Origin of the sequence: Nonomuraea sp. NPDC048826, assembly GCF_043198225.1 — a bacterium.
Classification (GTDB): domain Bacteria; phylum Actinomycetota; class Actinomycetes; order Streptosporangiales; family Streptosporangiaceae; genus Nonomuraea.
Map to the genome: position 1 here is coordinate 129,559 of NZ_JBICUQ010000010.1, position 25,418 is coordinate 154,976.

At 72.3% G+C, this 25,418-nt stretch carries 22 protein-coding genes; 12 read left to right on the top strand and 10 right to left on the bottom strand.

Annotation, left to right across the window (positions count from 1 at the left end):
• Positions 1 to 11: 11 nt before the first annotated feature.
• The 7 genes from ACGFI7_RS33390 (at position 12) to ACGFI7_RS33420 (ending at position 7,492) form a co-directional block, all read left to right on the top strand.
• A complete protein-coding gene (locus tag ACGFI7_RS33390; protein ID WP_393411676.1) occupies positions 12 to 1,505 on the top strand; it encodes a sugar transferase in 1,494 nt (497 codons plus the stop codon).
• Positions 1,505 to 2,269: a 3'(2'),5'-bisphosphate nucleotidase CysQ gene (locus tag ACGFI7_RS33395; RefSeq protein WP_393411679.1), complete on the top strand. Its 765-nt coding sequence runs from the start codon at positions 1,505 to 1,507 to the stop codon at positions 2,267 to 2,269. The genes ACGFI7_RS33390 and ACGFI7_RS33395 overlap by 1 nt, the downstream gene beginning before the upstream one ends.
• A gap of 19 nt (positions 2,270 to 2,288) precedes the next feature.
• The gene (cysD, locus tag ACGFI7_RS33400) at positions 2,289 to 3,203 is read left to right on the top strand and encodes a sulfate adenylyltransferase subunit CysD (RefSeq protein ID WP_393411682.1); all 915 of its coding nucleotides are present in this window, start codon (positions 2,289 to 2,291) and stop codon (positions 3,201 to 3,203) included.
• Positions 3,203 to 4,465: a sulfate adenylyltransferase subunit CysN gene (gene cysN, locus ACGFI7_RS33405; protein ID WP_393411685.1), complete on the top strand. Its 1,263-nt coding sequence runs from the start codon at positions 3,203 to 3,205 to the stop codon at positions 4,463 to 4,465. The genes cysD and cysN overlap by 1 nt, the downstream gene beginning before the upstream one ends.
• A 137-nt stretch (positions 4,466 to 4,602) precedes the next feature.
• A complete protein-coding gene (locus ACGFI7_RS33410; protein ID WP_393411688.1) occupies positions 4,603 to 5,493 on the top strand; it encodes a sulfotransferase in 891 nt (296 codons plus the stop codon).
• Entirely contained in the window at positions 5,490 to 6,674 is a 1,185-nt protein-coding gene (locus ACGFI7_RS33415; protein WP_393411691.1) for a glycosyltransferase, read from the top strand. The genes ACGFI7_RS33410 and ACGFI7_RS33415 overlap by 4 nt, the downstream gene beginning before the upstream one ends.
• Complete coding sequence (locus tag ACGFI7_RS33420; protein ID WP_393411694.1) at positions 6,671 to 7,492, top strand: WecB/TagA/CpsF family glycosyltransferase; 822 nt, start codon at positions 6,671 to 6,673, stop codon at positions 7,490 to 7,492. The genes ACGFI7_RS33415 and ACGFI7_RS33420 overlap by 4 nt, the downstream gene beginning before the upstream one ends.
• A gap of 8 nt (positions 7,493 to 7,500) precedes the next feature.
• Here ACGFI7_RS33420 and ACGFI7_RS33425 read toward each other — a convergent pair whose 3' ends face one another.
• Genes ACGFI7_RS33425 through ACGFI7_RS33450 form a run of 6 tightly spaced genes read right to left on the bottom strand, consistent with a single transcriptional unit; the run spans position 7,501 to position 13,972 of the window.
• On the bottom strand, positions 7,501 to 8,406 hold the full coding sequence (locus ACGFI7_RS33425) for a sulfotransferase (protein WP_393411697.1): 906 nt from the start codon (positions 8,404 to 8,406) through the stop codon (positions 7,501 to 7,503).
• Positions 8,403 to 9,662: a lipopolysaccharide biosynthesis protein gene (locus ACGFI7_RS33430; protein ID WP_393411700.1), complete on the bottom strand. Its 1,260-nt coding sequence runs from the start codon at positions 9,660 to 9,662 to the stop codon at positions 8,403 to 8,405. The genes ACGFI7_RS33425 and ACGFI7_RS33430 overlap by 4 nt, the downstream gene beginning before the upstream one ends.
• The gene (locus tag ACGFI7_RS33435) at positions 9,650 to 10,453 is read right to left on the bottom strand and encodes a sulfotransferase domain-containing protein (RefSeq protein WP_393412161.1); all 804 of its coding nucleotides are present in this window, start codon (positions 10,451 to 10,453) and stop codon (positions 9,650 to 9,652) included. The genes ACGFI7_RS33430 and ACGFI7_RS33435 overlap by 13 nt, the downstream gene beginning before the upstream one ends.
• 47 nt (positions 10,454 to 10,500) lie before the next feature.
• The gene (locus tag ACGFI7_RS33440) at positions 10,501 to 11,400 is read right to left on the bottom strand and encodes a hypothetical protein (RefSeq protein ID WP_393411703.1); all 900 of its coding nucleotides are present in this window, start codon (positions 11,398 to 11,400) and stop codon (positions 10,501 to 10,503) included.
• Positions 11,397 to 12,665 (bottom strand): hypothetical protein, encoded by a 1,269-nt coding sequence (locus ACGFI7_RS33445; protein WP_393411706.1) that lies wholly within the window; start codon positions 12,663 to 12,665, stop codon positions 11,397 to 11,399. Before ACGFI7_RS33445 ends, ACGFI7_RS33440 begins: the two co-directional genes overlap by 4 nt.
• Positions 12,662 to 13,972, bottom strand: coding sequence for a Wzz/FepE/Etk N-terminal domain-containing protein (locus ACGFI7_RS33450; RefSeq protein WP_393411709.1), 1,311 nt, complete (start codon positions 13,970 to 13,972; stop codon positions 12,662 to 12,664). Before ACGFI7_RS33450 ends, ACGFI7_RS33445 begins: the two co-directional genes overlap by 4 nt.
• A gap of 338 nt (positions 13,973 to 14,310) precedes the next feature.
• Between ACGFI7_RS33450 and ACGFI7_RS33455 the strand changes: the two genes are divergently transcribed.
• Complete coding sequence (locus ACGFI7_RS33455; protein ID WP_393411712.1) at positions 14,311 to 15,360, top strand: glycoside hydrolase family 26 protein; 1,050 nt, start codon at positions 14,311 to 14,313, stop codon at positions 15,358 to 15,360.
• Here ACGFI7_RS33455 and ACGFI7_RS33460 read toward each other — a convergent pair.
• The 4 genes from ACGFI7_RS33460 to ACGFI7_RS33475 form a co-directional block, all read right to left on the bottom strand.
• A complete protein-coding gene (locus ACGFI7_RS33460; protein WP_393411715.1) occupies positions 15,305 to 16,186 on the bottom strand; it encodes a sulfite exporter TauE/SafE family protein in 882 nt (293 codons plus the stop codon). The genes ACGFI7_RS33455 and ACGFI7_RS33460 overlap by 56 nt on opposite strands.
• A complete protein-coding gene (gene cysC, locus ACGFI7_RS33465; RefSeq protein WP_393411718.1) occupies positions 16,183 to 17,391 on the bottom strand; it encodes an adenylyl-sulfate kinase in 1,209 nt (402 codons plus the stop codon). The genes ACGFI7_RS33460 and cysC overlap by 4 nt, the downstream gene beginning before the upstream one ends.
• A gap of 66 nt (positions 17,392 to 17,457) precedes the next feature.
• Positions 17,458 to 18,174, bottom strand: a complete 717-nt coding sequence (locus tag ACGFI7_RS33470) for a class I SAM-dependent methyltransferase (protein WP_393411721.1) — start codon at positions 18,172 to 18,174, stop codon at positions 17,458 to 17,460.
• Positions 18,175 to 18,236: 62 nt separating this feature from the next.
• Positions 18,237 to 18,779: a TIGR03086 family metal-binding protein gene (locus ACGFI7_RS33475; RefSeq protein ID WP_393411724.1), complete on the bottom strand. Its 543-nt coding sequence runs from the start codon at positions 18,777 to 18,779 to the stop codon at positions 18,237 to 18,239.
• Here ACGFI7_RS33475 and ACGFI7_RS33480 point away from each other — a divergent pair.
• From ACGFI7_RS33480 to ACGFI7_RS33495, 4 genes are all read left to right on the top strand, one after another.
• Positions 18,778 to 19,605 (top strand): DUF6597 domain-containing transcriptional factor, encoded by an 828-nt coding sequence (locus ACGFI7_RS33480; protein ID WP_393411727.1) that lies wholly within the window; start codon positions 18,778 to 18,780, stop codon positions 19,603 to 19,605. The two genes, ACGFI7_RS33475 and ACGFI7_RS33480, sit on opposite strands and share 2 nt — an antisense overlap.
• Positions 19,606 to 20,333: 728 nt before the next feature.
• Complete coding sequence (locus ACGFI7_RS33485; protein WP_393412163.1) at positions 20,334 to 20,651, top strand: signal peptidase I; 318 nt, start codon at positions 20,334 to 20,336, stop codon at positions 20,649 to 20,651.
• A gap of 653 nt (positions 20,652 to 21,304) precedes the next feature.
• The gene (gene mfd, locus ACGFI7_RS33490) at positions 21,305 to 24,793 is read left to right on the top strand and encodes a transcription-repair coupling factor (RefSeq protein WP_393411730.1); all 3,489 of its coding nucleotides are present in this window, start codon (positions 21,305 to 21,307) and stop codon (positions 24,791 to 24,793) included.
• A 28-nt stretch (positions 24,794 to 24,821) separates the two neighbouring features.
• Positions 24,822 to 25,418: a SurA N-terminal domain-containing protein gene (locus ACGFI7_RS33495; protein WP_393411733.1), complete on the top strand. Its 597-nt coding sequence runs from the start codon at positions 24,822 to 24,824 to the stop codon at positions 25,416 to 25,418.

The following is a 25,418-nucleotide window of genomic DNA, read 5'->3' on the forward strand; positions in this document are numbered from 1 at the left end:
ACTGTCTGTCAATGATCGGTCGTGTGGAGGTGTGCGTGGGTGAGGGACCTCACGGCGAGGGGCAGTTGACCGTCGTCGGGGCCGGTCCTCCCGCCGCCTGGCCGGCCGGCCCGCGGGAGCCCACCTGGGTGCGCGGCTACCAGCTTCGCGCCCTGGCCGCCGACCTGCTCGCCGCCTGCCTGGCCGCGGCCGGCGCCTTCTGCTTCCGGTTCGGCGACGTCACCGCCTACGCGTTCCCGTACCTGCTCCTCAGCACGGTGCTGCCCGCCGTGTGGGTGTGCGTGATGGCGCTCAACCGGGCGTACGAGCCGCGCATGATCGGCATCGGCTCCGAGGAGTTCCGCACGGTCGTCCGGTGCGGCGTGGGGCTCACCGCGGCCCTGGCCGTCGGCTCCTACCTGACCAAGGCCGACGTCGCCCGCGGTTACGTGGTGCTCGCGCTGCCCCTGGTCACCCTGCTGACCCTGGTGTTCCGGTACGCGCTCCGCCGCGGTCTGCACCGGCGCAGGGCCGGTGGGGAGTGCATGCGCCGGGTCGTGGCCGTGGGTCACGGGCCGTCGGTCGACGAGCTGGTGCGGCTGTTCCGGTTCGAGCGCCACCACGGCCTGGACGTGGTGGCGGCCTGCCTGCCCGAGGGCGCGTCACCCGAAGACGTGGCCGAGGTGCCCGTGGCCGGTCACTTCAGCGACGTGCCGCTCGTCGTCGACCAGTTGCGGGCCGACACCGTCGCCGTGCTCGCCTGCCCCGAGATGGACGGCCTGGCGCTGCGCCGCCTGGCGTGGCGGCTGGAGGCCACCCACACCGAGCTGGTGGTCGCCCCCGCGCTGATGGAGGTGGCCGGGCCGCGCACCACGATCAGGCCGGCCGCCGGGCTGCCGCTGCTGCACGTCGAGCATCCGGAGCTGGCCGGGGCCCGGCAGCTCGTCAAGAACGTGTTCGACCGCCTGCTGGCCGCCTCGCTGCTGGTGCTGCTCGCCCCGGTGATGGCCGGGCTGGCGATCGCGGTGCGCGCGACCAGCCCAGGAGGCGCGCTGTTCCGCCAGACGCGGGTCGGGCGCGACGGCAGGCTCTTCACGATCCTCAAGTTCCGTACGATGCGGCGCGGCTCCGAACGGCAGAAGCTGACGCTGGTGAGCGACGGCGACGGCCCGCTGTTCAAGGTGCGCAACGACCCGCGGGTGACCCCGCTCGGCGCCTACCTGCGCCGCCACTCGCTCGACGAGCTGCCCCAGCTCTTCAACGTCCTGCTCGGCCACATGTCGCTGGTCGGGCCGCGCCCCCCGCTGCCCGAGGAGGTCGCCCGCTACGGTGACGACGTGCGCAGGCGGCTGCTGGTCCGGCCGGGGCTGACCGGGCTCTGGCAAGTGAGCGGCAGGTCGGATCTGTCCTGGGAGGAATCGGTCCGGCTCGACCTGCGTTACGTGGAGAACTGGTCCCTCACTCTGGACCTGCAGATCCTGTGGAAGACTTGGTCGGCCGTCGCACGTGGGCAAGGAGCATACTGATGACGAACCGCGACGATCACACCGTCGCAGCCGACCTGGCGACCGAGGCGGGAGCTCTCCTGCTGGCGGTCCGCGAGCGCGAGGGGTTCGGCGATGCCGCCGCCCTGCGCGCCAAGGGCGACCGGGCCTCCCACGAGTTCCTCATGGAGGCTTTGGCCCGGCTCCGGCCGGACGACCGCGTGCTGTCCGAGGAGGCCACCCGCGAGGAGCGGCTCGACCCGCGCAGGCTCCGCGCCGACCGGGTCTGGATCGTCGACCCGCTCGACGGCACCCGCGAGTTCTCCGAGGAGGGCCGCTCCGACTGGGCCGTGCACGTCGCGCTCTGGGAGAAGGGCACGCTGACCGCGGGCGCGGTGGCCTTGCCCGCCCAGGGGCGCACGCTCTCCACGGCCGAGCCGCCCAAGCTGCCCGCCACCCCCGAGGGCCGCTTCCGCATCGCGGTGAGCCGCACCCGCCCGCCGGAGTTCGTGCGGCGGCTCGCCGAGCTCGCCGGCGCCGATCTGGTGCCCATCGGCTCGGCGGGCGCGAAGATCTCCGCCGTGCTGACCGGAGAGGTCGAGGCCTACGTGCACGCCGGCGGTCAGTACGAATGGGACTCGGCCGCGCCGGTGGCCGTCGCGCTCGCCGCGGGGGCGCACGCCAGCCGCATCGACGGCTCGTCCCTGGCCTACAACCAAGCCGACCCCTCACTACCGGATATCCTGGTTTCCCTACCCGACTTGGCAAGATCCCTGCTCGACGGGATCCGGGACCTGCACCGCTGACCGCCGGAGGAAGACCCTCATGCTCCAGCGCGACTACACCACGTCGCAGCTCGACGTACTCGAAGCCGAGGCCATGCACATCATGCGTGAGGTGGCGGCCGAATTCGAGCGACCCTGTCTGCTCTTCTCCGGCGGTAAGGACTCGATCGTCATGCTCCGCATCGCGGAGAAGGCGTTCTGGCCCGCGCCCATCCCGTTCCCGCTGATGCACGTCGACACCGGCCACAACTTCAAGGAGGTGATCGAGTTCCGCGACCGCAGGGTCGCCGAGCTCGGCGCCCGCCTCGTGGTGGCCAGCGTGCAGGACGCGATCGACGCCGGACGGGTGACCGAGGACACCGGCAGGCGGGCCTCCCGCAACCGGATCCAGACGGTGCCCCTGCTCGACGCCATCGAGGAGCACGAGTTCGACGCCGTGTTCGGCGGCGCCCGGCGCGACGAGGAGAAGGCCAGGGCCAAGGAGCGGGTGTTCTCCTTCCGCGACGACTTCGGCCAGTGGGACCCGAAGAACCAGCGCCCGGAGCTGTGGAACCTCTACAACGCCCGGATCCGCAAGGGTGAGCACATCCGCGTCTTCCCGCTGTCCAACTGGACCGAGCTCGACGTGTGGGACTACATCCGGCGCGAGGGCATCGAGATCCCGTCCATCTACTTCGCCCACACGCGCAAGGTCTTCGAGCGCGACGGCATGCTGCTGCCCGACACCGACGTGGTTCAGCGCGGCGACGACGAGCCGCTCTTCGAAGCCGTGGTGCGTTACCGCACCGTGGGCGACATGACCTGCACCGGCGCGGTGCAGTCCAAGGCCGCCACGGTTGAGGAGATCATCGAGGAGATCGCGGCCACCCGGATCACCGAGCGCGGGGCCACCAGGGCCGACGACCGCGCCTCGGAGGCCGCGATGGAGGACCGTAAGCGAGAGGGCTACTTCTGATGGACATCCTTCGCTTCGCCACGGCGGGGAGCGTCGACGACGGCAAGTCCACCCTGATCGGGCGGCTCCTGTTCGACTCCAAGGCGATCTTCGAGGACCAGCTGGAGGCGGTCGAGCGCACCTCCCGCGACCGCGGCACCGAATACACCGACCTGTCGCTGCTCACCGACGGCCTGCGCGCCGAGCGGGAGCAGGGCATCACGATCGACGTGGCCTACCGCTACTTCGCGACGCCGCGCCGCAAGTTCATCATCGCCGACACCCCGGGTCACATCCAGTACACCCGCAACATGGTGACCGGCGCCTCCACGGCCGACCTGGCGATCATCCTGATCGACGCCCGCAAGGGCGTGCTGGAGCAGTCGCGCCGCCACGCCTTCCTCGCCTCGCTGCTGCGGGTGCCGCACCTCGTCCTCGCGGTCAACAAGATGGACCTGGTCGACTACTCGGAAGACCGCTTCGAGGAGATCCGCGAGGAGTTCACCGCCTTCGCGTCGAAGCTGAACGTGAACGACCTGACGTTCATCCCCATCTCGGCGCTGCACGGCGACAACGTGGTGTCCCGCTCCGAGAACACGCCCTGGTACCAGGGCTCCTCGCTGCTCCACCATCTGGAGAACGTGCACATCGCCTCCGACCGCAACCTGGTCGACGTGCGCTTCCCCGTCCAGTACGTGATCCGCCCGCAGAAGGCCACCGACCACGCCTTCCACGACTACCGCGGCTACGCGGGCCAGGTGGCGGGCGGCGTGCTCAAGCCCGGCGACGAGGTCGTCCACCTGCCGTCCGGGCTCACCACCCGGATCGCCGCCATCGACACGTTCGACGGGCCGGTGGAGGAGGCGTTCCCGCCCATGTCGGTGACGCTCCGCTTCGAGGACGACCTCGACATCTCGCGCGGCGACATGATCGCCCGGCCCAACAACCAGCCGCACGCCGCCCAGGACCTGGAGGCGATGATCTGCTGGATGGGCGACGGGGTGAAGCTGGGGCCGCGCTCCAAGTTCGCCATCAAGCACACCACCCGCACGGCCCGCGCCCTGGTGCGCGACCTGCAGTACCGGCTGGACGTCAACACGCTCCACCGTGACGAGGACGCCACCGCGCTGAGCCTCAACGAGATCGGCCGCGTCACGCTGCGGGTGACCCAGCCGCTGTTCGTCGACGACTACGCGCGCAACCGGCTCACCGGCGGGTTCATCCTGATCGACGAGTCCACCAACGGCACGGTCGGCGCCGGCATGATCATCGACGCCCGCTGATCCCCGCCGAGCCCGGGTTCCTTCCACGGAAGGGCCCGGGCTTCGCGCTTGGTAGATCCTTTTACGTTTCGGGATCGTACGGTTACTCTCCGCGTTAGAGTCACGACGTTCCGTGTCCGCGATGTGGAGCCTCGTCCGTGACCCCACGTGTGATCTTCCTGGGCGGCCTCGGCCGCAGCGGCACCACCCTGCTCGAAAGACTGCTCGGCGAGCTGCCCGGGGTGGCGCCGCTCGGTGAGGTGGTGCACCTGTGGGAGCGGGGCGTGCTCGCCGGCGAGCCGTGCGGGTGCGGGCGGGCGTTCCGGGTCTGCCCGTTCTGGCGGGAGGTGGGCGAGCGTGCCTTCGGCGGGTGGACCCCCGTGCTCGCCGGGCGGGTGATGGCGCTGCGCCGCCGGGTCGACCGCACCCGCAGGCTGGGCCGCGCCCACGCCGACCTGCCCGAGTACGTCCTGGCCTACCGCCTGCTCTACCAGGCCGCGGCCGACGTCTCCGGAGCCGGGCTGGTGATCGACTCCAGCAAGCACGCCTCGCTCGCGTACTGCCTGCTCGAAGGCGGGCTGGACCCGCACATCGTGCAGGTCGTGCGCGAGCCGCGGGCCGTCGCCCACTCCTGGGGCAAGACGGTCGAACGGCCGGAGAACGGCAGGCCGATGACCCGCTGGGGCCCCGTGCGCACCGCCGTCCACTGGACGGCCCAGAACCTCGCCCTGGAGCTGCTCGCCCGTCGTGGCGCCCGGGTGACGCGGGTCCGCTACGAAGACCTGGTGGCGGCGCCCGGCGACACGCTCGCCATGCTGACGGGCGAGCTGGGGCTGCCGCCGTCGCGCCTGCCCTTCCTGCACGGCACCACCGCCCACCTGACCACCGCCCACACCGCCTCGGGCAACCCGATGCGGTTCGGCGTGGGGTCGATCGAGCTGTCCCGCGACGACGGGTGGCGGCGCGGGCTGCCGCGCGGCCGGCAGAGCCTCGTCGCCGCCCTCACCTGGCCACTCAGAGCCCGCTACGGATACGGGAGCCCGGCATGACCCCCTCGACCACCCCTCCCTTCCCGCCCGACCCCACGCGGCCGGAGCCCATCTCGGACAGCCCCGCCGTCGGGGCGGGCATTCGTACGCGAGGAGGCCACCCGGAGGGCATCTCGGGCAGCCCCGCCCCCGGCGTGGGCACCCCCGCGCGGGGGAACCGGCCGGAGGGCATCTCGGTCAGCCCCGCCCCCGGCGTGGGCACCCCCGCGCGGGGGAACCGGCCGGAGGGCATCTCGGTCAGCCCCGCCCCCGGCGTGGGCACCCCCGCGCGAGGGAATCGGCCGGAGGGCATTTCGGACAACTCCGCTGTCGGGGTGGTGATCCCCACGCGGGGGGATCGGGCGGAGTGGCTGCGGGACGCGGTGCGGGGGGTGCTGGCGCAGGAGTACGTGCGCGAGGTGGTCGTGGTCGCCGACGGGGTGGACGCGCAGACGGTGGCGGGGCAGGTCGCGGGGCTTCCGGTACGGGTGCTGCCGAACCGGCTCAGCCCCGGGCTGCCCGGCGCGCGCAACACCGGCGTCGCCGCCTGCGCGACCGACCTGGTCGCCTTCTGCGATGACGACGACGTGTGGCTGCCGGGCAAGCTCACCGCCCAGGTGGCGGCGATGGCCGCCGCGGGGGCGTGGTTCGCGAGCTGCGGGATCGAGGTGGAGTACGGCGGGCGCCTGGTGCCCCGGCTGGCCGGGACCGGCACGGTGACGGCGGACGACCTGGTGCGGTCGCGGATGGTGATGGTGCACTCCTCGACGTTCCTCTTCCGGCGCGGCGCGATCTGGGTGGACGAGAGCGCCCCCGGCGGCCAGAACGAGGACTGGGACCTCGCCCTGCGCGCCGCCAAGCTCAGGCCCATCGCCTGCGCCGACCGCCCGCTGGTCCGGGTCCGCTGGGGCCGGTCCCACTACGTCTCCCGCTGGCCGGACCGGATCGCCGGGCTGGAGTGGATGCTGGCCCGGCACCCCGAGCTGGCCCGCGACCCCAGGGGCGGCGCCCGCGTCTACGGCCAGCTCGCCTTCGCGCACGCCGCGCTGCGCCGCCGCCGCACCGCCGCCCGCTGGGCCGCCAGGACGATCGCCGCCCGCCCGGCCGAGCTGCGGGCCCCGCTGGCGCTGGCCGTCGCCGCCGGTCTCCTGCCCGCCTCCGCCGTCCTGTCCCTGCTGCACCACCGCGGACGCGGCATTTGACCCCCGCACGGCACGTCCACGCCCTGGCGGAGCCCCCCGCGCCGCGCTTCCGGGACCGGCGGGTGGTCGTGGGCGGGATAGGGGTCGACCCCGTCGAGGAGGACGAGGTGGTGGCCTGGGTGGCCGGCGAGCTGGCCGCCGGGCGCGGCGGCCGCATCGTGACGCCGAACGTCGACATCTGCCGGGCGGTCCGGCGGGATCCGCGGCTCGCCGGGCTGGTGGCCGGGGCCGAGGTGGTGGTGGCCGACGGGATGCCGCTGGTGTGGGCCGCGCGGCTGCGGGGGACCCCGCTGCCGGGACGGGTGACCGGGGCCGACCTGATCTGGTCGCTGAGCGCGATGGCGGCGCGGCACGGCCTGCCCGTCTACCTGCTGGGCGGGCCGCCGGGAGTGGCCGAGGCGGCGGCCCGGGAGCTGACGCGGCGCTGTCCAGGGCTGGAGGTGTGCGGGGTGGACGCGCCGCCGTACGGGTTCGACCGGACGGCGGCGGGGCGCGCCCGGGTGCGGCGGAAGGTCGTGGCGGCGCGGCCAGCCCTGGTGTTCGCGGGGCTGGGGTTCCCCCGGCAGGATCTGCTCATCGCCGAGCTGCGGCGGGAGCTGCCCGCGACCTGGTTCCTGGGGTGCGGGGCGGCGATCGGGTTCGCGGCCGGCGCGGTGCCGCGGGCGCCGCTGTGGATGCGCCGGGGCGGGCTGGAGTGGCTGCACCGGCTCGTGACCGAGCCCCGACGGCTGGCGGGCCGCTATCTGGTGCACGACCTGCCGTTCGCGCTGCGGCTGCTCGCGGGGAGTGTGGTGGACAGGCGCCGGAGGCGCGGGTAGCGGGCCGGTCAGAGGCCGGAGGCGGTCAGCTCGCCGATCCGGGCGATCTCCTCGTCGGTGAGGCCGCGCGAGCCGGAGCACAGGGCCAGGCGGGAGTCCATCGGGCGGAACGCCGTGCGGGACACGCCCGACCAGGCGAAGCCCCCGGCGGGGGAGTGGCCGGCGGTGCACGCCTGGACGATGCGGCGTTCGGCGGTGCGGCTCCAGCGCAGGCCCGCGTACCCGTAGAGGGCGCGGAAGCCCGGCAGCGGGTCGGCGGCCAGCTCGTCGTAGGAGGCGATCAGGATGCCGGGGACGCGCGACAGGATGGTGCGCGTCACCCGCCACAGGGCCGCCGCCTTGGCCACCCGGTCCTGGGATCCCACCAGGGCGCGCAGGCGCAGCACCTCGGGGTGGTCGCGGACGAGCAGCGGTTGTTCGAGCAGCTCGTGGAAGTAGATCGTCCAGCCGAGCCGCTGCCAGCTCGCCACGAACGTCACCGGGTCGCGCACCAGCGCGATCACCCGGCATCCCAGCCGTTCGGCGAACCAGGCCGCCGACAGCACCGCGAACGGGTCGTCCAGCAGCGCCCGCCGCCCCACCAGCCGCCCGAAGGCGAACGCGGTGCCGTACCGGAGCATCCGCGCCAGGTCGTACGGGGCGCGGTTGACGCGAAGCTCGGCTGCCCAGCCGTAGCGCAGCGCGACCGTGTCGCGGAAGGCGGGCAGCCAGGCGGCGGAGTTGTCGTCGCAGATGTACTGGAAGCGGTGGGAGACGCGGGCGCGCAGGATCCCGGGGCAGCGGCCGGGCGGGTGCTGCGGGTTGAGCGGCTCGTTCACGTAGACCAGCTCGCCGCCGGCCGCGAGCATCTTGCCGACCCAGCTCGTCCCGCTCCTGGGCAGCCCGGTGACCAGCACCGGAGGCCGGCCGGTCACACCGCCGCCCAGGTGCGCGGGCGGAGCGCGGCCAGGCTGTGGCGGCCGAACGGGCGCAGGCCGTAGCGGTGGTGGAGCTGCCAGAGCGGCAGCGCGTTCTTGACCAGCACGCCGCCCGCCCAGCCGACGGCGGCGCCCGGCGCGCCGTGCGCCGGGATCAGCGCCAGGTCCAGCGCGAGCGTGCAGACGACGGCGGCGGTGAGGTTGAGCAGGCTGGCGGTGGTGTGTCCGGCGGCGGTCAGCACCACGTCCACCATGCCGCACGCCGTGGCCGCCATCATCGTGGCCGCGAGCACCAGCGCCACCGGCACCGCCGAGGCGTACCCGGGGCCGAAGACGCGCAGCAGCCACGGCGCGAGCACGGCGTAACCCAGCCAGATCGGCCAGGTCGTCAGCACCAGCCACATGGTCGTCGCCTGGTAGAGCTCCCTGGCCCTGGTCAGGTCGCCGTCGGCCAGCGCCCGTACCAGGCGGGGCTGGGCGGCCTGGGCGAGCCCCTGACCGGCGAGCTGGCCGACGACCTTGAACCGGGTGGCGGCGGTGTAGACGGCGGCCTGGGCCGGCCCGCCGAGCGCGGCCACGATCACGATGTCCACCCGCTGGAACACCGCCTGGATCGCACCCGCCGCCGACCGGGGCGCGGTGTGCCGCCACAGGTCGCGCCCGGTGCCCGGCAGGTAGGGGGTGCGCGGCGCCCGGCCGCGCAGCGCCAGCGCCGCCAGCGCCACGACGGGCAGGTACGGCAGCGCCCAGGCGAGGGGGAGTGACGCGGCGGACAGCCCGGCCGCCGCCACGGCGGCGATCAGGGCGAGCTGGGAGAGCGGCAGCAGCAGCCCGTCCAGCAGCACCGTGGGCCGCATGGCGCCGAACCCCCGACCGGCGGCGAGCAGCACGTCGGCCACCGCCATGGCGGGCAGCACCAGGGCGAGCACGCCCAGCGTCGGCCAGAGCAGGATGCCGGCGCCGGTCGCGACGGCCGCCACCGGCACCACCGCCGCCCTGACATATCCCGAAATACCGCGATAACCGTAGGTCTTGGCCCGGGCGATGAAGAACACCAGCCCGTTCCCCGCGTCCAGCTTCGCCACCCCGGCGACCATCAGCGCCAGCGCGATCGAGGTGAAGAACGCCCCCGCCACCTCCACCGGATACACCCGGGTCACCACCACGACCAGGAGGAACTGCGCCAGCGCCCCCGCCGCCGCCCCGGCGACCCCCGCCAGCCCGCCCCGCGCGACCCGGCTCAGCGCCGCCACGACGGTTCACCGTCCAGCCAGCGGACCAACCTCCGGTCGTGCTCCTCGAACCGGTCCATGAGCCGCCGCCGCAGCGAGTCGGGCAGCCGCTTGGGCCGGGGCCGCCAGTTGTGCCGGGAGAAGCCCGGGTAGCCGAACCGCGGCACCCCCAGGAAGTGCAGCAGCCGGTCGTAGACGGGCTCGGGCTCGGCGAAGAACCGGTGGCTGTCGATCACCATGATCCGCTCCCGGCCGAACAGCGGCTCCAGCCGGTCGAGCTGGTCGGCGTAGCGGCCGCGGGCGAGGTAGGCGAGGTGGCGGTGGGCGTGGTGCACGGCGTGCGGGTCGGCCCTGAACGCCGCCTCGGCCCCGGCCAGCCGTTCCTCCTCCAGCTCCAGCGCCCGCTCGAAGCTCTCCTCGGTCTCGAACCCGCGGGCCAGCTCATGGACGTGCGCCGAGCAGGCCCGCTCCACCGGGTCGCGCACCAGCACGATCAGCTTCACCCCGGGCAGGTCGGCGGCGATGCGCTCGCCGGCCAGCGGGTGGAACAGGTAGTAGGGCGACGACTCGAACGCCTGCGGCTCCCCGCCGAACCGGCGGGTGAGCAGCGCGGTGCCCACCTTCATCGGGAAGTGCGCGCGATACCACTGCAGCCCGCGCCAGTAGCCGGTGTCGAAGTAGTGCACGCCCTTGCGCAGCACCGGCTTGTGCAGCAGCGGATGCTGGGCCAGCGCCCGGTAGAGCGAGGTGGTGCCGCACCGCTGCGCGCCCATGATGAGGAAGGACGGCAGGCACCGCGCGCCGGACGTCATCCGGCCGGTGGACCTGGACACGGACAGCGCCGTCTGCTTCGCGGTCTTCACAACAGGGCCTCCTGGTAGTCGACGAGGGGGTTGAGCCAGCGGGCCGGCGGGCCCAGCGGCTCGTGGCCGTCGGCGGCGTGCCGGTCGGCCAGCGCGATCAGGTAGCGCAGCGCCGTCTGCCTGGCCTGCGCCGCCGACAGCCCGAGCGGGGCGAGCGCCCGGCTCGACTGGGCCAGGCAGGCGCGCGCCGCCGTGGCCGGGTCCATCCGCCGCAACGCCCGCTGGAAGAGGTGGTGCAGGACGTCGAACCCGTACGGGACGCCGATCTCGTACCGTTCCCAGTCCCACACGAGCAGCCGGCCGTCACCGGAGGGCGCGACGTTCCACGGCGACAGGTCGCCGTGCCAGGCGTGCCCGCCGTCGTCCCCCGTGGCCGCGATCTCCTTGACCGCGCGGGCCAGCAGTGGCGCGGTCACCCGCCCCCGGCGGACCCGCAGCGGCGACAGCGCCAGCACGCCGAGGCCGCGCCAGCTCCCGTGGTGGAGCACCGTCGGCGCGACCACGGTCTTCAGCGGCCGGCCGGCGAGCCGCTCCAGCGCGGCGGCCTCGTTGGCGACCAGCGCGCGGGTCCGCTCGGTGTCGCCGATCTTCACGTACGCGACCAGCTCGCCCCCGCTGTACGCCTCCAGCACGGGTTTGCGGTTGGCCCGGCGCGCGGGCCGCACCCGCAGCACGGTCTCCACCGGGACGCCGAACACCTCGCCCAGGTGCTCGGCGATCGATCCCCTGGTGGCCAGCGTCAGTCGCCGGCCGGGATGCCACCAGCGGCTCGGCGTCAGGCGGCGCGGCAGCCGGGCGTGCGGCAGCAGCGTGTAGGCGCGCGTCCCGCCGGAGCCGGGATAGAGCAGGTCGATCGTGCCGGCGAGGTAGATCAGCCGGTTGCGGGCGTCGTTCATGACGGGTTCCTCCACAGCAGCGCGAACGAGATCGCGTAGAGGCTCAGCGGCGTGACCAGGCCGTCGTAGATGAGCATGTAGAACAGCACCAGGCACATCACCAGCACGCCGGCCAGCCCGATCGGCGAGCGGTCGGCCCAGTGGCGGCGGATCGCCCCGGCGAAGAACGCCGCGTAGAGCACCGCCCCGGTGAACCCCTGGGAGATCAGCAGCAGCCAGAGCTGGCCGTCGCTGCCCAGCGGCGGGTGACCGCAGCCCGGGCACCAGGCGGTCTTGCCGGTGGTGATCGAGCGGTGGCTGCCCAGGGCGCGGCGGGTGTTGCCGTAGCCGATGACGGGGGAGTGGCGCGCCGCCTCGACGGTGGCCGAGACGGTGAAGGCGCGGATGTCGTTGGAGTGCGGGCTGTCGAGCCGCTGGAGCACCAGGGGCGCGAGAGGGCTGAGCGCGAACGCCAGCGCCGCGACCGCCGCCCCCGCGCAGAGCGTCGTCCTCGTCCGGCCGCCCACCCGCAGGACCAGGTAGAGCGCGGCCAGCCCGAGCGCGATCCACAGGCCCCGGTTGAGCGAGTAGACGATCGGCACGGCCGCCACCGCCACCATCGCCACGGCCAGCACCTTGCGGCGGCGCGACCCGTACACCCACCAGCCGACCACGAACCAGATGAGCAGCACCGACAGGTTGCCGCCCCAGGCGTTGGCCCACTCGAACGGCGCCTCCGGCCGGGGCAGGCCGTGGCCGAGCACCTTCTGGGTCTGCCCCGCGGTCGGATGGATGAGGTTCTGCACGAACGGATGCCCGCCGATCCAGTCGGGCAGCACCAGCTCCAGCGGCGAGGTGAAGGAGAACCCTGGCGCCACCACGCCGAGCAGCCCGCCCGCCACCGCCGTGAGGAACAGCACCCCGAGCATCCGCACCAGCCGCAGCTGCGGCAGCTCCCGCTCGGTCAGGTTGCCCAGGTAGAGCACGAGGACCAGGGCCGACACGTACAGTGCCAGCCGCATCCCGTAGCCGACCAGTCGCCCCGCGCCGAACTCGCCGTAGGTGCCCGGCGGCATCTCGTCCAGCATCAGCCCGCTCAGCAGGTAGCAGGCGATCAGCAGCACCCACAGCCCGAACCCGGGCGGCACCCTGACCGGCCTGCGCCGCCACAGGATGACCGCCATGGGCACGGCCAGCACGACCACCGACAGCCCGCCGAACCCCAGCGCCCACCAGAGCGGGTAGCCGAGCAGCAGCGCCGTGACGGGCCATGCGGGCCCTCTCACGTCGCCGGGTCCGGCGGGCGCCGCACCGGCTGCATGGGCGTGGTCCTGGCGCTCCCGCTGGTCTCGAACTCGGCGCCGGCCACGAGCTTGCCGAGGGAGGTGTGCTGCCCGAGCGGCGCCTGGGCGGGCGCGGGCGTCAGGTCGGTCGTGGTGACCGCCCCGATGATCGGCACGCTCTGCCTGCTCAGCAGCCGTACGGCCGAGGCCACGCCGGGGGCGTCGGCCCCGTCCAGACCGATCAGCAGGAGCGCCGCGTCGGCCCTGGCGAGGTCGCCCACGTCGGTGCCGTCGAGCACGGCCAGCGGCACGTTCGCGGCCAGCGGCACGGCCACCGGCGTGCCGCCGAGCCCGGCGGGGACGGACTTGACCAGCAGCCGCTTGCCCGGACATGAGGCGAGCACGGCGGAGGACAGCTCGTGCAGCGCGCCGTGGTCGAGCGGGCGCGACACGTCGGCCAGCACGGGCAGCCCGGTGAGCCGCTCGACGTCGGCCGCCGTGCGCAGCCGGGTGTCGAGCCGATCGCGCACCTGGGCGGCCGCCGCGCCGGCCAGCAGCCCGGCCATGAGCCCCGACCCCAGGTGGAGCGGCAGGCTGGGCGCGCTCGGCTCCTGGGGCGGGGTGGCGGCGCTGATGATCTGGCCGGGCGTCACGGCGAGCGTCTTGAGCACGTCGTACTTCTGGGTCAGCGCGGCGACCTGCCGGGAGAGTACGTTCTGCCGGAGGACCGCGCGGGTGTGCCCGGCGCTGCCTCTGGCCAGCCCCGGCAGCTCGTCGATCACCGCGGACAGCGCCGTGCCGGCTTGCTTGAGCTTGCCCGCCACCAGCCGCTGCTGCGCCGCGACCGTCTCCCGCGCGCTGTCGCCGCGGTGCTCCAGGTAGGCCTGCGCGTACGCGCGCGACTGCAGCGCGGCGTCACCGGGATCGGCGGCGGTGACCGAGACCGACAGCACCGCCGAGTTGGGCGGCACGGTCACCACGGCGGGCTCCAGGTCGCCGCTGCCCATCTGCTCGGCGGCCCGGGTGGCGACGACGGCCGACTGGGCGATCTGCGCCTCGGTGTCGAGGTTGAGCTGCTCGCGCTGCCGGCTGGTCACCTGGTTGCCGGGCTCGCCGATGCCCACCGGGCTGACCAGCACGAGGGTGGTGGCGGTGTAGGAAGGCGGCGTGACACGCATGAGCGCCAGCCCGGCGGTGCCGCCGGCGAGGAAGCAGCCCAGGAAGAGCAGCCAGCGCCGGCGGAGCAGGGCGAAATGGTCTCCGAGGTCGGCGCCGGAGCGGCGGGCCGGGCGGTCCGGCGGCTGGCTCATGAGGCGAGTCTCCCTGAAGTGTGTGCGGATAGTCGCTTACTGACGACTCTGCGTCACGTGCCGTGGTGTTCGCCCACTATAGGGGCGCCGGTTATCGGCCAGGGGAGATCCACAAGATTTTCTCCGGTACGGGCGAGGAATCGTACCGGCAATAATCGATTTTTCATGTTTTGTCGGGGTGGCTGACAGCAGGGTTGACCTGGGAGGAGTGCCGCTCTGGCTGAAGTTCCGGGAATGGCGTGGCAAGGTTCAGGTTTGATAGGGCGGGGGTTCTGGAAACAAGGGGGTCGACAATTTTGGCTCGACGGGCATTTCCGTATAGAGCAGCTTTTTCCGGAATGGCGATGATGCTGGCCGTCACGCTGGCCGCCTGCGCGGCAGGGCCGTGGGACGCCGCCGCGCAGCCGGAGGAGCCCGCCCGTCCCGGCAACCCCCCGATCATGGCCCCCCAGCCCTCCTGCACGGTCACCGGCGGGCTCATCCCGTCATGCGGCGCCTGGTGGGGCATCGCCCCGGAGATCTTCACCGGAAAGGACGTGGCGGAGGCGGTGGCCAGCGCCGAGAAGCGGATGGGCGCGCCGGCCGACATCGTGCACGTCTACCACCGGGGCAAGGAGCTGTTCCCGACCGAGAAGGAGATCCGGCTCGCCCGCGACCCGGAGCGCCCCCGGCTGCTGCTGATCAACTGGAAGCCGTCGCTCACCCACACCTGGGCCGAGATCGCCCGCGGCGGCGTCGACGGCCGGATCGACCGGCTGGCCGACCATCTCAGGCGGACGTTCCCCGAGCGGTTCTTCCTCACCATCCACCACGAGCCGGAGAACGACGTCGACCCCGCGGCCGGCTCCGGCATGCGGGCCAAGGACTACGCGGCCATGTTCCGGCACGTCGTGCTCCGGCTGCGCCACAAGGGCGTCAAGAACGCGGTCACCGTGATGACCTACATGGGCGCGCCCAACTGGGCGGTCGAGCCCTGGTTCGAGGAGCTCTATCCGGGCGACGACGTGGTCGACTGGGTGGCCATGGACCCGTACGCCGACGACCGGGTGCACGACTTCGGCACCCTGGTCAACAAGACCCGGGAGGACTACGACGAATGGCCCGGCTTCTACCGGTGGATGCAGTGGCGCTTCCCCGGCAAGCCGGTCATGGTCGCCGAGTGGGGGGTGTTCGAGCGGCCTGACGACCCGGCGTTCAAGCGGGCGTTCTTCGAGTCGGTGCGCCACCAGATGCGGCGCTATCCGCAGATCAAGGCCATGGTCTACTTCGACTCCCCGAACGCCCCGAGGGGCGACACGAGGTTCGACACCGACGAGACGGCCGACAAGGCGTTCACCGAGCTCGCGAGAGATCCGCACTTCCGCTCGACGCGCGTGCCGCGGCCCTGACCCGCCACCGCCACCCGACGACGATCACGGCCGTGGCGACGGCCAGCGCGACCAGGGTGACGACGTTGTCCACGTTCAGCAGCTTGAGCGCGGAGGCCAGCAGCACGATCGCCAGCATCGCCCTGATCAGGCCGCCCGGCGCGCGGGAGGAGATCCGCGCGCCCAGATAGACGCCCGGGATCGACCCGATCAGCAGCGAGAGGGTCAGGTCGACCTGGAAGTCGCCGAACAGCAGGTGGCCGAGCGCGGCCGAGACGACCAGCGGCACGGCCTGGACGAGGTCGGTGCCGACGAGCTGGTTGGCCTTGAGCGCCGGGTAGAGCGCGATGAGCGCCACGATGATCAGGGAGCCGGAGCCCACGGACGACACGCCCACGATCAGGCCGCCTATCATACCGACCAGTAGGGTCGGGATAGGGCGCACGCGGACTTCCTTGGCGTCCGCCGTGCCGCCCCGGTCGCCGATCAGCGTCTTGGCCGCCAGCCCCGCGACGGCCAGCAGCAGCGCCACCCCGAGCGCGTACTTCACCCCGTCGCCCACCGCCCACGCCCGCGCCAGGAACACCCCGCAGAACGCCGTCGGCACCGAACCGGCGCAGAGCCACCCGACCAGCCGCAGGTTGACCGTGCCGTGACGGAGATGGACGAAGCTGCCCACCGGCTTCATCACGGCCGAGGCGACCAGGTCGCTGGAGACCGCGGCCAGCGGCGGCACGTTGAAGAACAGCATCATCATCGGCGTCATGAGCGCGCCACCGCCCATGCCGGTGAGCCCCACCACGATCGCCACCAGGAACGACCCGGCGATCAGCGGAAAGTCGATCACCGCACCCACCCTCCGCCGCGCAGCGTGCCCAGCACCCGCTCGACCGCCGCCTCGACGGAGATGTGCGTCGTGTCGACGACCAGCTCGGCGTCGTCCGGTTCCTCGTACGGGTCGGAGATGCCGGTGAACTCGGGGATCAGCCCGGCCCGCGCCTTGGCGTACAGGCCCTTGCGGTCGCGCCGCTCGCACTCCTCCAGCGGCGTGGCCACGTGCACGAGCAGGAAGTCGGCGCCGACCGACTCCACCATCTCGCGCACCTCGGCCCGGGTCGCGGCGTACGGGGCGATCGGGGCGCAGATGGCCAGGCCGCCGTGCCGGGCGGCCTCGGCGGCCACGAACCCGATGCGGCGGATGTTGAGGTCGCGGTCCTCCTTGGAGAACGTCAGCCCCTTCGACAGCAGCCGCCGCACCACGTCGCCGTCGAGATAGGTGACGGTACGGGTGCCCAGCTCCAGCAGCGCGTCGCGGAGCCCGCGGGCGATCGTCGACTTGCCCGACCCCGACAGGCCGGTGAAGAACACCACCAGCCCGCGCCGGTGCGGCGGCCCCGGGATGCGCACCGGCTCGGGGCCTGCCAGGTGCTCGGCCGCGCCGTAGGCGGACGCGACGTGCTCGCGCAGCTCCAGGTCGATCTCCGGCTCCTCGCGCGGCGCCAGCGGCACCGGGACGACGAGCGTGCCCGCCGGCAGCCGGTCCCTGGCCCGCAGCGCCGCCCTGACCACGCCGGGCCCGTCCTCCCCGTACGAGAGAGGCATCAGCACGATCACCGCGTCGAGCTCCTTGGCGGTGGCCGTCACCTCGTCCAGGTCGTCGAGCGGGCCGCGCATCGTGACGATCAGCGCCGGGCGCCCGCCCAGCTCGTCGCGCACCTGGCCGGGGGTGCGGTGCAGGCGAGCGAACGGGCCGTGCTCGGGCGCGCCCAGCCCCTTGACCGGCCCGGCCGCCAGCCCGTCGGGGCCCAGCTCGGTCACGGTGAGCGTGGCGAGCGGGACGCCCTCGGGGTCGAGCAGCGTCACCTCGCCCTCGGCGTTCTCGGGGAGGTGGAGCGTCACCGGGGCGGGCCACGGGGTGCCGTCGGCGAGTGTGCCGCGCTCGATCACGGCGTGCGCGTCCTCATGGCCGAGGAACCCGGTCAGCGGCCGGAACGCCCCCGACAGCAGCAGCTCCAGGTCGGCCAGCTCGCGCGGCTCCGGCGTCCACTCCACGGTGCTTGATCCCAACTATCCCGACTGCAATGGTAGGCAACCCTACCCGCTGGCGCCGGGGAGATACTAGATGAGACGGGCGAAGTGGTAGTGCGGCTTCCTGATCACCATGGTGATCTCGTCATGACTGGCGGGATAACGCCCCCGCGTCAGCCGCGCCGCCACCGCTACCGCCACCGACCCCACCCGGCCCATCGCCGGCCCGGTCGTCGCCCGCTCCTCGTCGGTGACCATCAGGCCCCGGGTGAGACAGTACGCGTGCATCCCGTCGGCCGAGGCCAGCGTCCCGTACGCGACCGGCAGCGGACCCGGGGTGCCCTCCGCGACCAGCCGCCGCCACAGCAGCCGCCGCATCCACCGCGGGGTCACCCGGTCGAGCAGCCCGTAGGCCGACTCGCGGTCACGCATCCGCAGCAGCACCAGCCCGCCCGGCCGCAACGCCTGCACCAGCCGGTCGAACACCAGCTCCGCGTGCTGGATCCGCTCCAGCAGGAACGACAGCTGGATCACGTCGTACGAGCGAGGAGGCAACGGCGCCGACCGCAGATCGCCCAGCGACCAGGCCACCAGGTCGGCCCGCTCCTCCACCACCCGCCGGATCTCCGGCAGGTCCTCGTCGATCCCGCACACCCGGGTCTCGATCCGATCGAGCACCAGCGGCTCGTCATGCGCGCACCCGGCGACCAGCACGTCCAGCCGCCGGCCGAGCTGCCCGGCCCACTGCTCCCGGATCCGCTGGCTGAACAGACCGCCGCCCCGGGTCACCGCCCGTATCTCAGACATGTGACCCACAGTAATCACAAGAATGCGAATAGTGGCGCATCTTGAGGGGTCGGAGCCGGGATCTAAGGGGTCCAGGCCGGATCCCTGCCGGTGAGACCGAGCAGGCGGTCGAGCGGCGAGGCGGTGTCCGGCACCGCCACCGCCGGCCCGAACGCGCCGCGCTGCCTGCCCATCTCCGCCATGCTCTCGGTGAACCCCAGCCCCAGCGCGACCGCCTCGGGGTCCGGCTCGTACGCCTGGCCGGTGGCCCTGGCCAGATCCCAGCCGTGCGCCACCATGTCGGTCAGATACATGTGGGCCAGCGCGGTCATCGGCATGCCCATGGCCGGGCTGACGCCCTCCCACGCCTCCGGCCGCGACCACGCCTTCAGTGTGCGCTCCGCCCGCTCGGGGAAGTCGCCCGCGTACGGCCCCTGCTCGACGCGCTCGCCCTGAAGCGCCAGCGACTCGAACAGCTCCGCCACCCACTCCAGATGGCTGACCAGATCCCTGACGTCGAACTTCTCACACGGGGTCGGCAGCCCCAGCTGGTCCTGCCGCACCGCCAGGACCAGGCCCACGGTCTTTTCGGTGGCACGCGTCATCAGCGGCATCATGTGTTCCATGGCAGCGATGATGTCGGGCCCGCCCACCGGCGGGCTTGTAAAAACGCGACTGCGGGGCTGGGTCGACCCGTACGCCGGGCTCGCCGCCTTCGACTTCGCCCGGCACCCCCCGACGCCCGCGCTCGCGCCGTACGTGGACCACTTCTGGGTCGTCACCTGGACCGACCTCGACGAGCCGTACGAGCAGCGCATCGTCTCGCACCCCACGGTCAACATGACGATCACCCACGACTTCCACCAGATCGCCGGGGTGATCAAAGGCGGCTTCTCCTACACGATGCGCGGCAGCGGCCGGGTGCTCGGCACCCGCTTCGCCCCTGGCGGCTTCCGGCCCTTCCTCGGCGGCCCCGTCCACCAGTTGACCGGCCGCTTCACGGAGATCGGCGAACTGTACGGGACCGCCGGCGCGACCCTGGTGGAGCACGTCCTGACCGCCCCCGACGCGCCGGCCGCCATCGCGCACGTCGAGGAGTTCCTGCTGGGCCTCGGTCCCGAACGCGACCCGCTCGCCGAAGAGGTCGCCTCCCTGGTGGTCATGGCCGAGAACGACGTCACCATGACCCGGGTCGACGCCCTGGCCGCCCGATCAGGCCGATCCGTGCGCTCACTGCAGCGGCTGTTCCGGGAGTACGTCGGCATCGGGCCCAAATGGGTGATCCGCCGGTTCCGGCTGCACGAGGCCGCCGAACGCATCTACCAGGGCCTCGACCTCGCCACCCTGGCCGCCGAACTCGGCTACACCGACCAGGCCCATCTGACCCGCGACTTCACCGCCGTGGTCGGCATGCCCCCGGCCGCCTACGCCCGCCTCGGCCCGGCCCGCTGACCTCTCCTGTCGCTGCCCACTCAGGGCCCTCGTGCTTTCCTGCGGGCCTTGCCCATGGGCCTTGTCCATGGGTTTTGCCTATGGGTTTTGCCTATAAGCCTTGCCGTCCCACGGGCCTGGCCATCCCCTGGACCTCGCCATCTCCGGGGCCTCGCCGTCCCGCAAGACTCGCCGTCCCGCAAGACTCGCCGTCCCGCAAGACTCGCCGTCCCGCAAGACTCGCCACCCACGGGCCTCACCACCCAGGCGCTCCGCGCCCATCAGCTCGGGCTGTGCTCAGCGGGGAGCCCAGCTCCCCGCACCCCTTGCCAGGGGCCTCCCGGCCCCCTGGACCCCCGTGTGTGAGGCGGTGGATTGCGGTGATGGCGAAGCTGGTGGCGCGGTTGGCGGAGGACGAGGAGTGGATGTGCCAATACCGGAGTGTTCTGTCCACATGAGTTGCAGGTTCGACGCTCAGGACCGTTTGAGCTGTCGTGCGCTGCACCAAATCCGACCCATCGTCGGCATGGAGGGGAGGGATTTGATGCAGCCAGCTCTAGACCGGTCGACACCGCAGGCCTCCACCGAAGGCGCTGGTCTTCCTATACCGGCCGGGCTTTCATCCTCAGGACGCCGGGTGCGGGCTCCTGTGAGTGTTAGCGTCCTCGGGCGTGGATGAGAGGGCATGCGCTGATTCCCCCGTGGAGGGCGATCGAGTGTACGTCGGCAACGCCGATGTGGACGGGCCGATGGACGGCGGGTGGCTGCTCGGTCACTTCAAGCCGCCGGGCGACGTGCGGCACAGCGAGGCCGTCGAGATCAAATGGGGCCTTCACAAGCGCGGCGACAAGCGTGCCCGATGGGTCATCGGCGAGAGTCGCACCGCTCTGCTCATCCTGATCAGCGGTCGGTTCCGCGTCGAGTTGCCGGAGCGCAGCGTGCTGCTGGCCGAGCGGGGCGACTATGTGGTGTGGGGTGAGGGCGTCGACCACTCGTGGCTGGCGGAGGAGGAGTCGGTGGTCCTCACGGTCAGATGGCCGAGCGTGCCCGGGTACAAGGTGCCTTAGGGGCCGGCAAGGGGACTGTCTGGCGGATCCTCACGTGCTGACCCGCCGAAGCCCTGCGTCTCACACGGTGGATTCCGGCAAGGGGTCGTGAAGCACCGTCTTGCGCACGGAGGTCTCGGCAAGGGCCGCGAAGCAGCCTCACACACGGGGGTCCAGGGGGCCGGGAGGCCCCCGGCAAGGGGTGCGGGGAGCTCGGCTCCCCGCTGAGCGCAGCCCGAGCTGATAGGCGCATAGCGCCCCAAAAAGCGAGGCCCATGGGTGGTGAAGTGCCCGGGACGGCGAGCCTGATGGGACGGCAAGCCTCATGAGGTGGCGAGCCTGATGGGACGGCAAGCCTCATGAGGTGGCGAGCCTGATGGGACGGCAAGCCTCATGAGGTGGCGAGCCTGATGGGACGACGAGCCTTATGGGACGGAGAGCCTCACGAGGTGGCGAGCTTGATGGAGTCTTGATGGAGTGGCGAGCCCCGGTCACCGCCGCAGTTCAAGATCCCATCGCACCCCCAGCCGACGTCACAGAGCGCCGCGCGAGGCCCACCCCCGTGGAAGGGGGCGGAGGCGCGAGCAGGGGGCCGGTGGGAAGTAGGCTGGATGCATTCACCCCCGCGCTCCGTCTGGCCGGGGGTAGTCGTGTTGCCATCGTGGGGCTAACTGATGAGTCTTTCCGGACTGCTTGACCTTGTCGTCGCCGACCCCGAACTGACCGCCGCCCTGGAAAGGGGCGGTGACACCGCGCTGGTGGCGCCTGCCGCGTTGCGGCCGTTCGGCGTGGCCGCGCTGGCCGGGCATGATCAGCGCACCGTGCTGGCGGTCACCGCGACCGGACGGGAGGCGGAGGATCTGGCGGCGGCGCTGGGCAGCCTCATCGATCCCGGTGCGGTGGCGGTGTTCCCGGCGTGGGAGACGTTGCCGCACGAGCGGTTGTCGCCGCGGTCCGACACGGTGGGGCAGCGGCTGGCGGTGCTGCGGCGGCTGGCGCATCCCGTCAAGGGCGACAGCGCGGCGGGTCCGCTCAGCGTGATCGTGGCGCCCATCAGGGCGCTGCTGCAGCCGATCGTCAAGGGGCTGGGCGAGCTGGAGCCGATCCGGTTGAAGGCGGGCGACGACGCCGACCTGGACGAGGTGGTGACGCGCCTGGTGGAGAACGGCTACCACCGGGTCGACATGGTGGAGCGGCGCGGCGAGGTGGCGGTGCGCGGCGGGCTGCTGGACGTGTTCCCGCCGACGGAGGAGCACCCGCTGCGGCTGGAGTTCTGGGGCGACACGGTCGAGGAGATCCGCTGGTTCAAGGTGGCCGACCAGCGTTCGCTGGAGGCGGCGGCGGAGGGGCTGTTCGCGCCGCCGTGCCGGGAGCTGCTGCTGACCGAGGAGGTGCGGCGGCGGGCGCGGGAGCTGGCCGAGGAGCATCCGGCGCTGGCGGAGGTGCTCGACCAGCTCGCGGAGGGCACGCCGGTGGAGGGCATGGAGGCGTTCGCGCCCGCGCTCGCCGGTGAGATGGATCTGCTGGTCGACCATCTGCCGATCAGGTCGGCGGTGTTCGTCTGCGATCCGGAGCGGATCAGGAGCAGGGCCGAGGAGCTCGTGCGTACGTCCCAGGAATTCCTGGAGGCGTCCTGGATCAACGCGGCGGCGGGCGGGGAGGCGCCGATCGACCTGGGGGCGGCGGCGTTCCGCACGCTCGACGAGATCCGCGGGCACGCTGAGGTGCTGGGGCAGCCGTGGTGGACGATGGCGCCGTTCGGGGGCGGGGTGGAGCTGGCCGCGCACGACTCGGAGGCGTACCGCGGCGACACCCGCAAGGCGCTCGACGACATCAAGGGCTGGCTGGCCGAGGACAAGGCGGTCGTGCTCATCAGCGAGGGCCACGGGTCGGCCGAGCGCATGGTGGAGCTGCTCAAGGGCGTCGACGTGCCGGCCCGTCTGCAGCGGTCGGTGGACAAGGCGCCGGAGCCGAAGGTCGTGCACGTCACCACCGGGCTGCTGGAGCACGGGTTCGTCGCGCCGGGCCTGGCCGTGCTCACCCATCTCGACCTGGTGGGCCAGAAGGCGTCCACGAAGGACATGCGCCGCCTGCCCTCGCGCCGCCGCAACATGGTCGACCCGCTCCAGCTCAAGGTGGGCGATCACGTGGTGCACGAGCAGCACGGCGTGGGCCGCTACATCGAGATGGTGCGCCGCACGGTGCAGGGGGCCACGCGCGAGTACCTGGTGATCGAGTACGCGAAGGGCGACCGGCTGTATGTGCCGACCGACCAGCTCGACGAGGTCACCCGCTACGTCGGCGGCGAGTCGCCCACGCTCAACCGGATGGGCGGCGCCGACTGGGCCAAGGCGAAGTCGCGGGCGAAGAAGGCGGTCAAGGAGATCGCCGGCGAGCTGATCCGTCTCTATTCGGCCCGGATGGCCTCGCCGGGTCACCCGTTCGCGGCCGACTCGCCGTGGCAGCGCGAGATGGAGGACGCGTTCCCGTACGCGGAGACCGGCGACCAGCTGGAGGCCATCGACGAGGTCAAGCGCGACATGGAGCGCGGCGTCCCGATGGACCGGCTGATCTGCGGCGACGTCGGCTACGGCAAGACGGAGATCGCGGTGCGGGCGGCGTTCAAGGCGGTGCAGGACGGCAAGCAGGTGGCGGTGCTGGTGCCGACGACGCTGCTGGTACAGCAGCACATGTCGACGTTCGCGGAGCGGTTCTCCAGTTTCCCGGTGACGGTCAAGCCGATCTCGCGGTTCCAGAGCGACGCCGAGGTCAAGGGCACGCTGGAGGGGCTGCGCGCCGGCGCGGTCGACGTGGTGATCGGCACGCACCGGCTGCTCAGCCCGGAGGTCAGGTTCAAGGACCTCGGGCTGATCATCATCGACGAGGAGCAGCGGTTCGGCGTCGAGCACAAGGAGGCCATGAAGCACCTGCGCACGCAGGTGGACGTGCTGGCCATGTCGGCGACGCCGATCCCGCGGACGCTGGAGATGGGCCTGACGGGCATCCGCGAGATGTCGACCATCCTGACCCCGCCGGAGGAACGGCACCCGATTCTCACGTTCGTCGGCCCGTACGAGGAGAAGCAGATCGCGGCGGCCGTCCGGCGCGAGCTGATGCGCGACGGCCAGGTGTTCTTCGTGCACAACCGGGTGGCCTCGATCAACCGGGTGGCGGCGCGGCTGCGTGAGCTGGTGCCGGAGGCACGGATCGCGGTGGCGCACGGGCAGATGAACGAGCACCAGCTGGAGAAGATCATGGTGGGGTTCTGGGAGCGCGAGTACGACGTGCTCGTGTCCACCACCATCGTGGAGTCCGGGCTGGACGTGCCCAACGCGAACACGCTGATCGTGGACCGGGCGGACAACTACGGCCTGTCGCAGCTCCACCAGCTGCGCGGCCGGGTGGGCCGGGGCAGGGAGCGCGGCTACGCCTACTTCCTCTACCCGCCGGAGAAGCCGCTGACCGAGACCGCCCACGAGCGGCTGGCCACGATCGCCCAGCACACCGAGATGGGCGCGGGCATGTACGTGGCGATGAAGGACCTGGAGATCCGGGGCGCCGGCAACGTGCTGGGCGCCGAGCAGTCGGGCTTCATCGCGGGCGTGGGCTTCGACCTGTATGTCCGGCTGATGGCCGAGGCCGTGCAGGAGCAGAAGGCGAAGCTCGAAGGCGTGGAGGCGCAGCCCGAGCAGCAGGACGTCAAGGTCGAGCTGCCGATCAACGCGCACATCCCGCATGACTACGTCACCTCGGAGCGGCTGCGGCTGGAGGCCTACAAGCGGATCGCGGCCATCGCCGAGCCGGCGCACATCGCCGAGGTGCGCGACGAGCTGACCGACCGGTACGGCAAGCCGCCGGTCGAGGTGGAGAACCTCCTGGAGGTGGCGGCGTTCCGGATCAGGGCGCGCAAGGCGGGGCTGACGGACGTCACGCTGCAGGGCCAGTACATCAAGTTCGGCCCGGCGCGGCTGCGCGAGTCGCAGCAGATCCGGCTGGACCGGCTGTACAAGAAGTCGGTCTACAAGCAGGCCGCGGAGACGCTGCTGGTGCCGGTGCCCAAGACGAAGCCGCTGGGCGGGCAGCCGTTGCGTGACATGGATCTGCTCAAATGGTGCGGCGATCTGGTCGAGGCGATGTTCCTCGAGCTGGCGCCGGTAAGCTGACTGCGGTTTTTGTCGGAAAGGGACACACGTGAAGTCGATACGAGTGGCTGTGGCCGCCGCGGCAGCCGGGGTGAGCCTCCTCGGGCTGACCGCCTGCTCTTCCCCTGTCGAGGCCGGTGCCGCGGCCATCGTCGGTGATCAGCGCATCTCCTCCCGCGATCTCAACGAGAACGTGCGGGAGTTCGAGGCCGCCCTGGCGCGGGCGGACATCGAGCCCGAGCAACTGGGCGTGCCGCTCTCGCAGTTCGTCCTGTTCCGGATGAGCAACCAGCTCCGCTACCAGCAGCTCGCCGACAAGCACGGCGTCACGGTCAGCGAGTCGGAGATCGACACCGCGCTCAAGGACCCGGGCCAGTACCAAGACCCGGTGATGAACCTGCTGTCCAAGGGCGTCTCGCCGGCCAACGCCCGCGACTACGTCCGGGCCGAGGTGGGCGTCAACAAGGTCGTCGACAAGTTCGGCGGCCCGCAGAACCAGCAGGCCACCGCCAAGGTGCAAGAAGAGTTCAACGCGATCAAGACGACGTTCAGCCCCCGTTACGGCACCCTCCAGCAGGGTCAGGGCTTCGTCGACCCGGGCCGCTTCGGCAAGCCGGCCCAGGCCCAGCAGGAGCAGCAGGGCTGA

What these genes read in the sequence shown, in the direction of transcription:
- ACGFI7_RS33440 (WP_393411703.1), bottom strand. Translation starts at nt 11,400, where the DNA reads ATGAACGACGCCCGCAACCGGCTGATCTACCTCGCCGGCACGATCGAC.
- ACGFI7_RS33415 (WP_393411691.1), top strand. Translation starts at nt 5,490, where the DNA reads ATGACCCCCTCGACCACCCCTCCCTTCCCGCCCGACCCCACGCGGCCG.
- ACGFI7_RS33470 (WP_393411721.1), bottom strand. Translation starts at nt 18,174, where the DNA reads ATGTCTGAGATACGGGCGGTGACCCGGGGCGGCGGTCTGTTCAGCCAG.
- ACGFI7_RS33480 (WP_393411727.1), top strand. Translation starts at nt 18,778, where the DNA reads ATGGCAGCGATGATGTCGGGCCCGCCCACCGGCGGGCTTGTAAAAACG.
- ACGFI7_RS33450 (WP_393411709.1), bottom strand. Translation starts at nt 13,972, where the DNA reads ATGAGCCAGCCGCCGGACCGCCCGGCCCGCCGCTCCGGCGCCGACCTC.
- ACGFI7_RS33485 (WP_393412163.1), top strand. Translation starts at nt 20,334, where the DNA reads ATGGACGGCGGGTGGCTGCTCGGTCACTTCAAGCCGCCGGGCGACGTG.
- ACGFI7_RS33475 (WP_393411724.1), bottom strand. Translation starts at nt 18,779, where the DNA reads ATGGAACACATGATGCCGCTGATGACGCGTGCCACCGAAAAGACCGTG.
- cysD (WP_393411682.1), top strand. Translation starts at nt 2,289, where the DNA reads ATGCTCCAGCGCGACTACACCACGTCGCAGCTCGACGTACTCGAAGCC.
- ACGFI7_RS33395 (WP_393411679.1), top strand. Translation starts at nt 1,505, where the DNA reads ATGACGAACCGCGACGATCACACCGTCGCAGCCGACCTGGCGACCGAG.
- cysN (WP_393411685.1), top strand. Translation starts at nt 3,203, where the DNA reads ATGGACATCCTTCGCTTCGCCACGGCGGGGAGCGTCGACGACGGCAAG.
- mfd (WP_393411730.1), top strand. Translation starts at nt 21,305, where the DNA reads ATGAGTCTTTCCGGACTGCTTGACCTTGTCGTCGCCGACCCCGAACTG.
- ACGFI7_RS33455 (WP_393411712.1), top strand. Translation starts at nt 14,311, where the DNA reads ATGGCGATGATGCTGGCCGTCACGCTGGCCGCCTGCGCGGCAGGGCCG.
- ACGFI7_RS33390 (WP_393411676.1), top strand. Translation starts at nt 12, where the DNA reads ATGATCGGTCGTGTGGAGGTGTGCGTGGGTGAGGGACCTCACGGCGAG.
- ACGFI7_RS33435 (WP_393412161.1), bottom strand. Translation starts at nt 10,453, where the DNA reads ATGACGTCCGGCGCGCGGTGCCTGCCGTCCTTCCTCATCATGGGCGCG.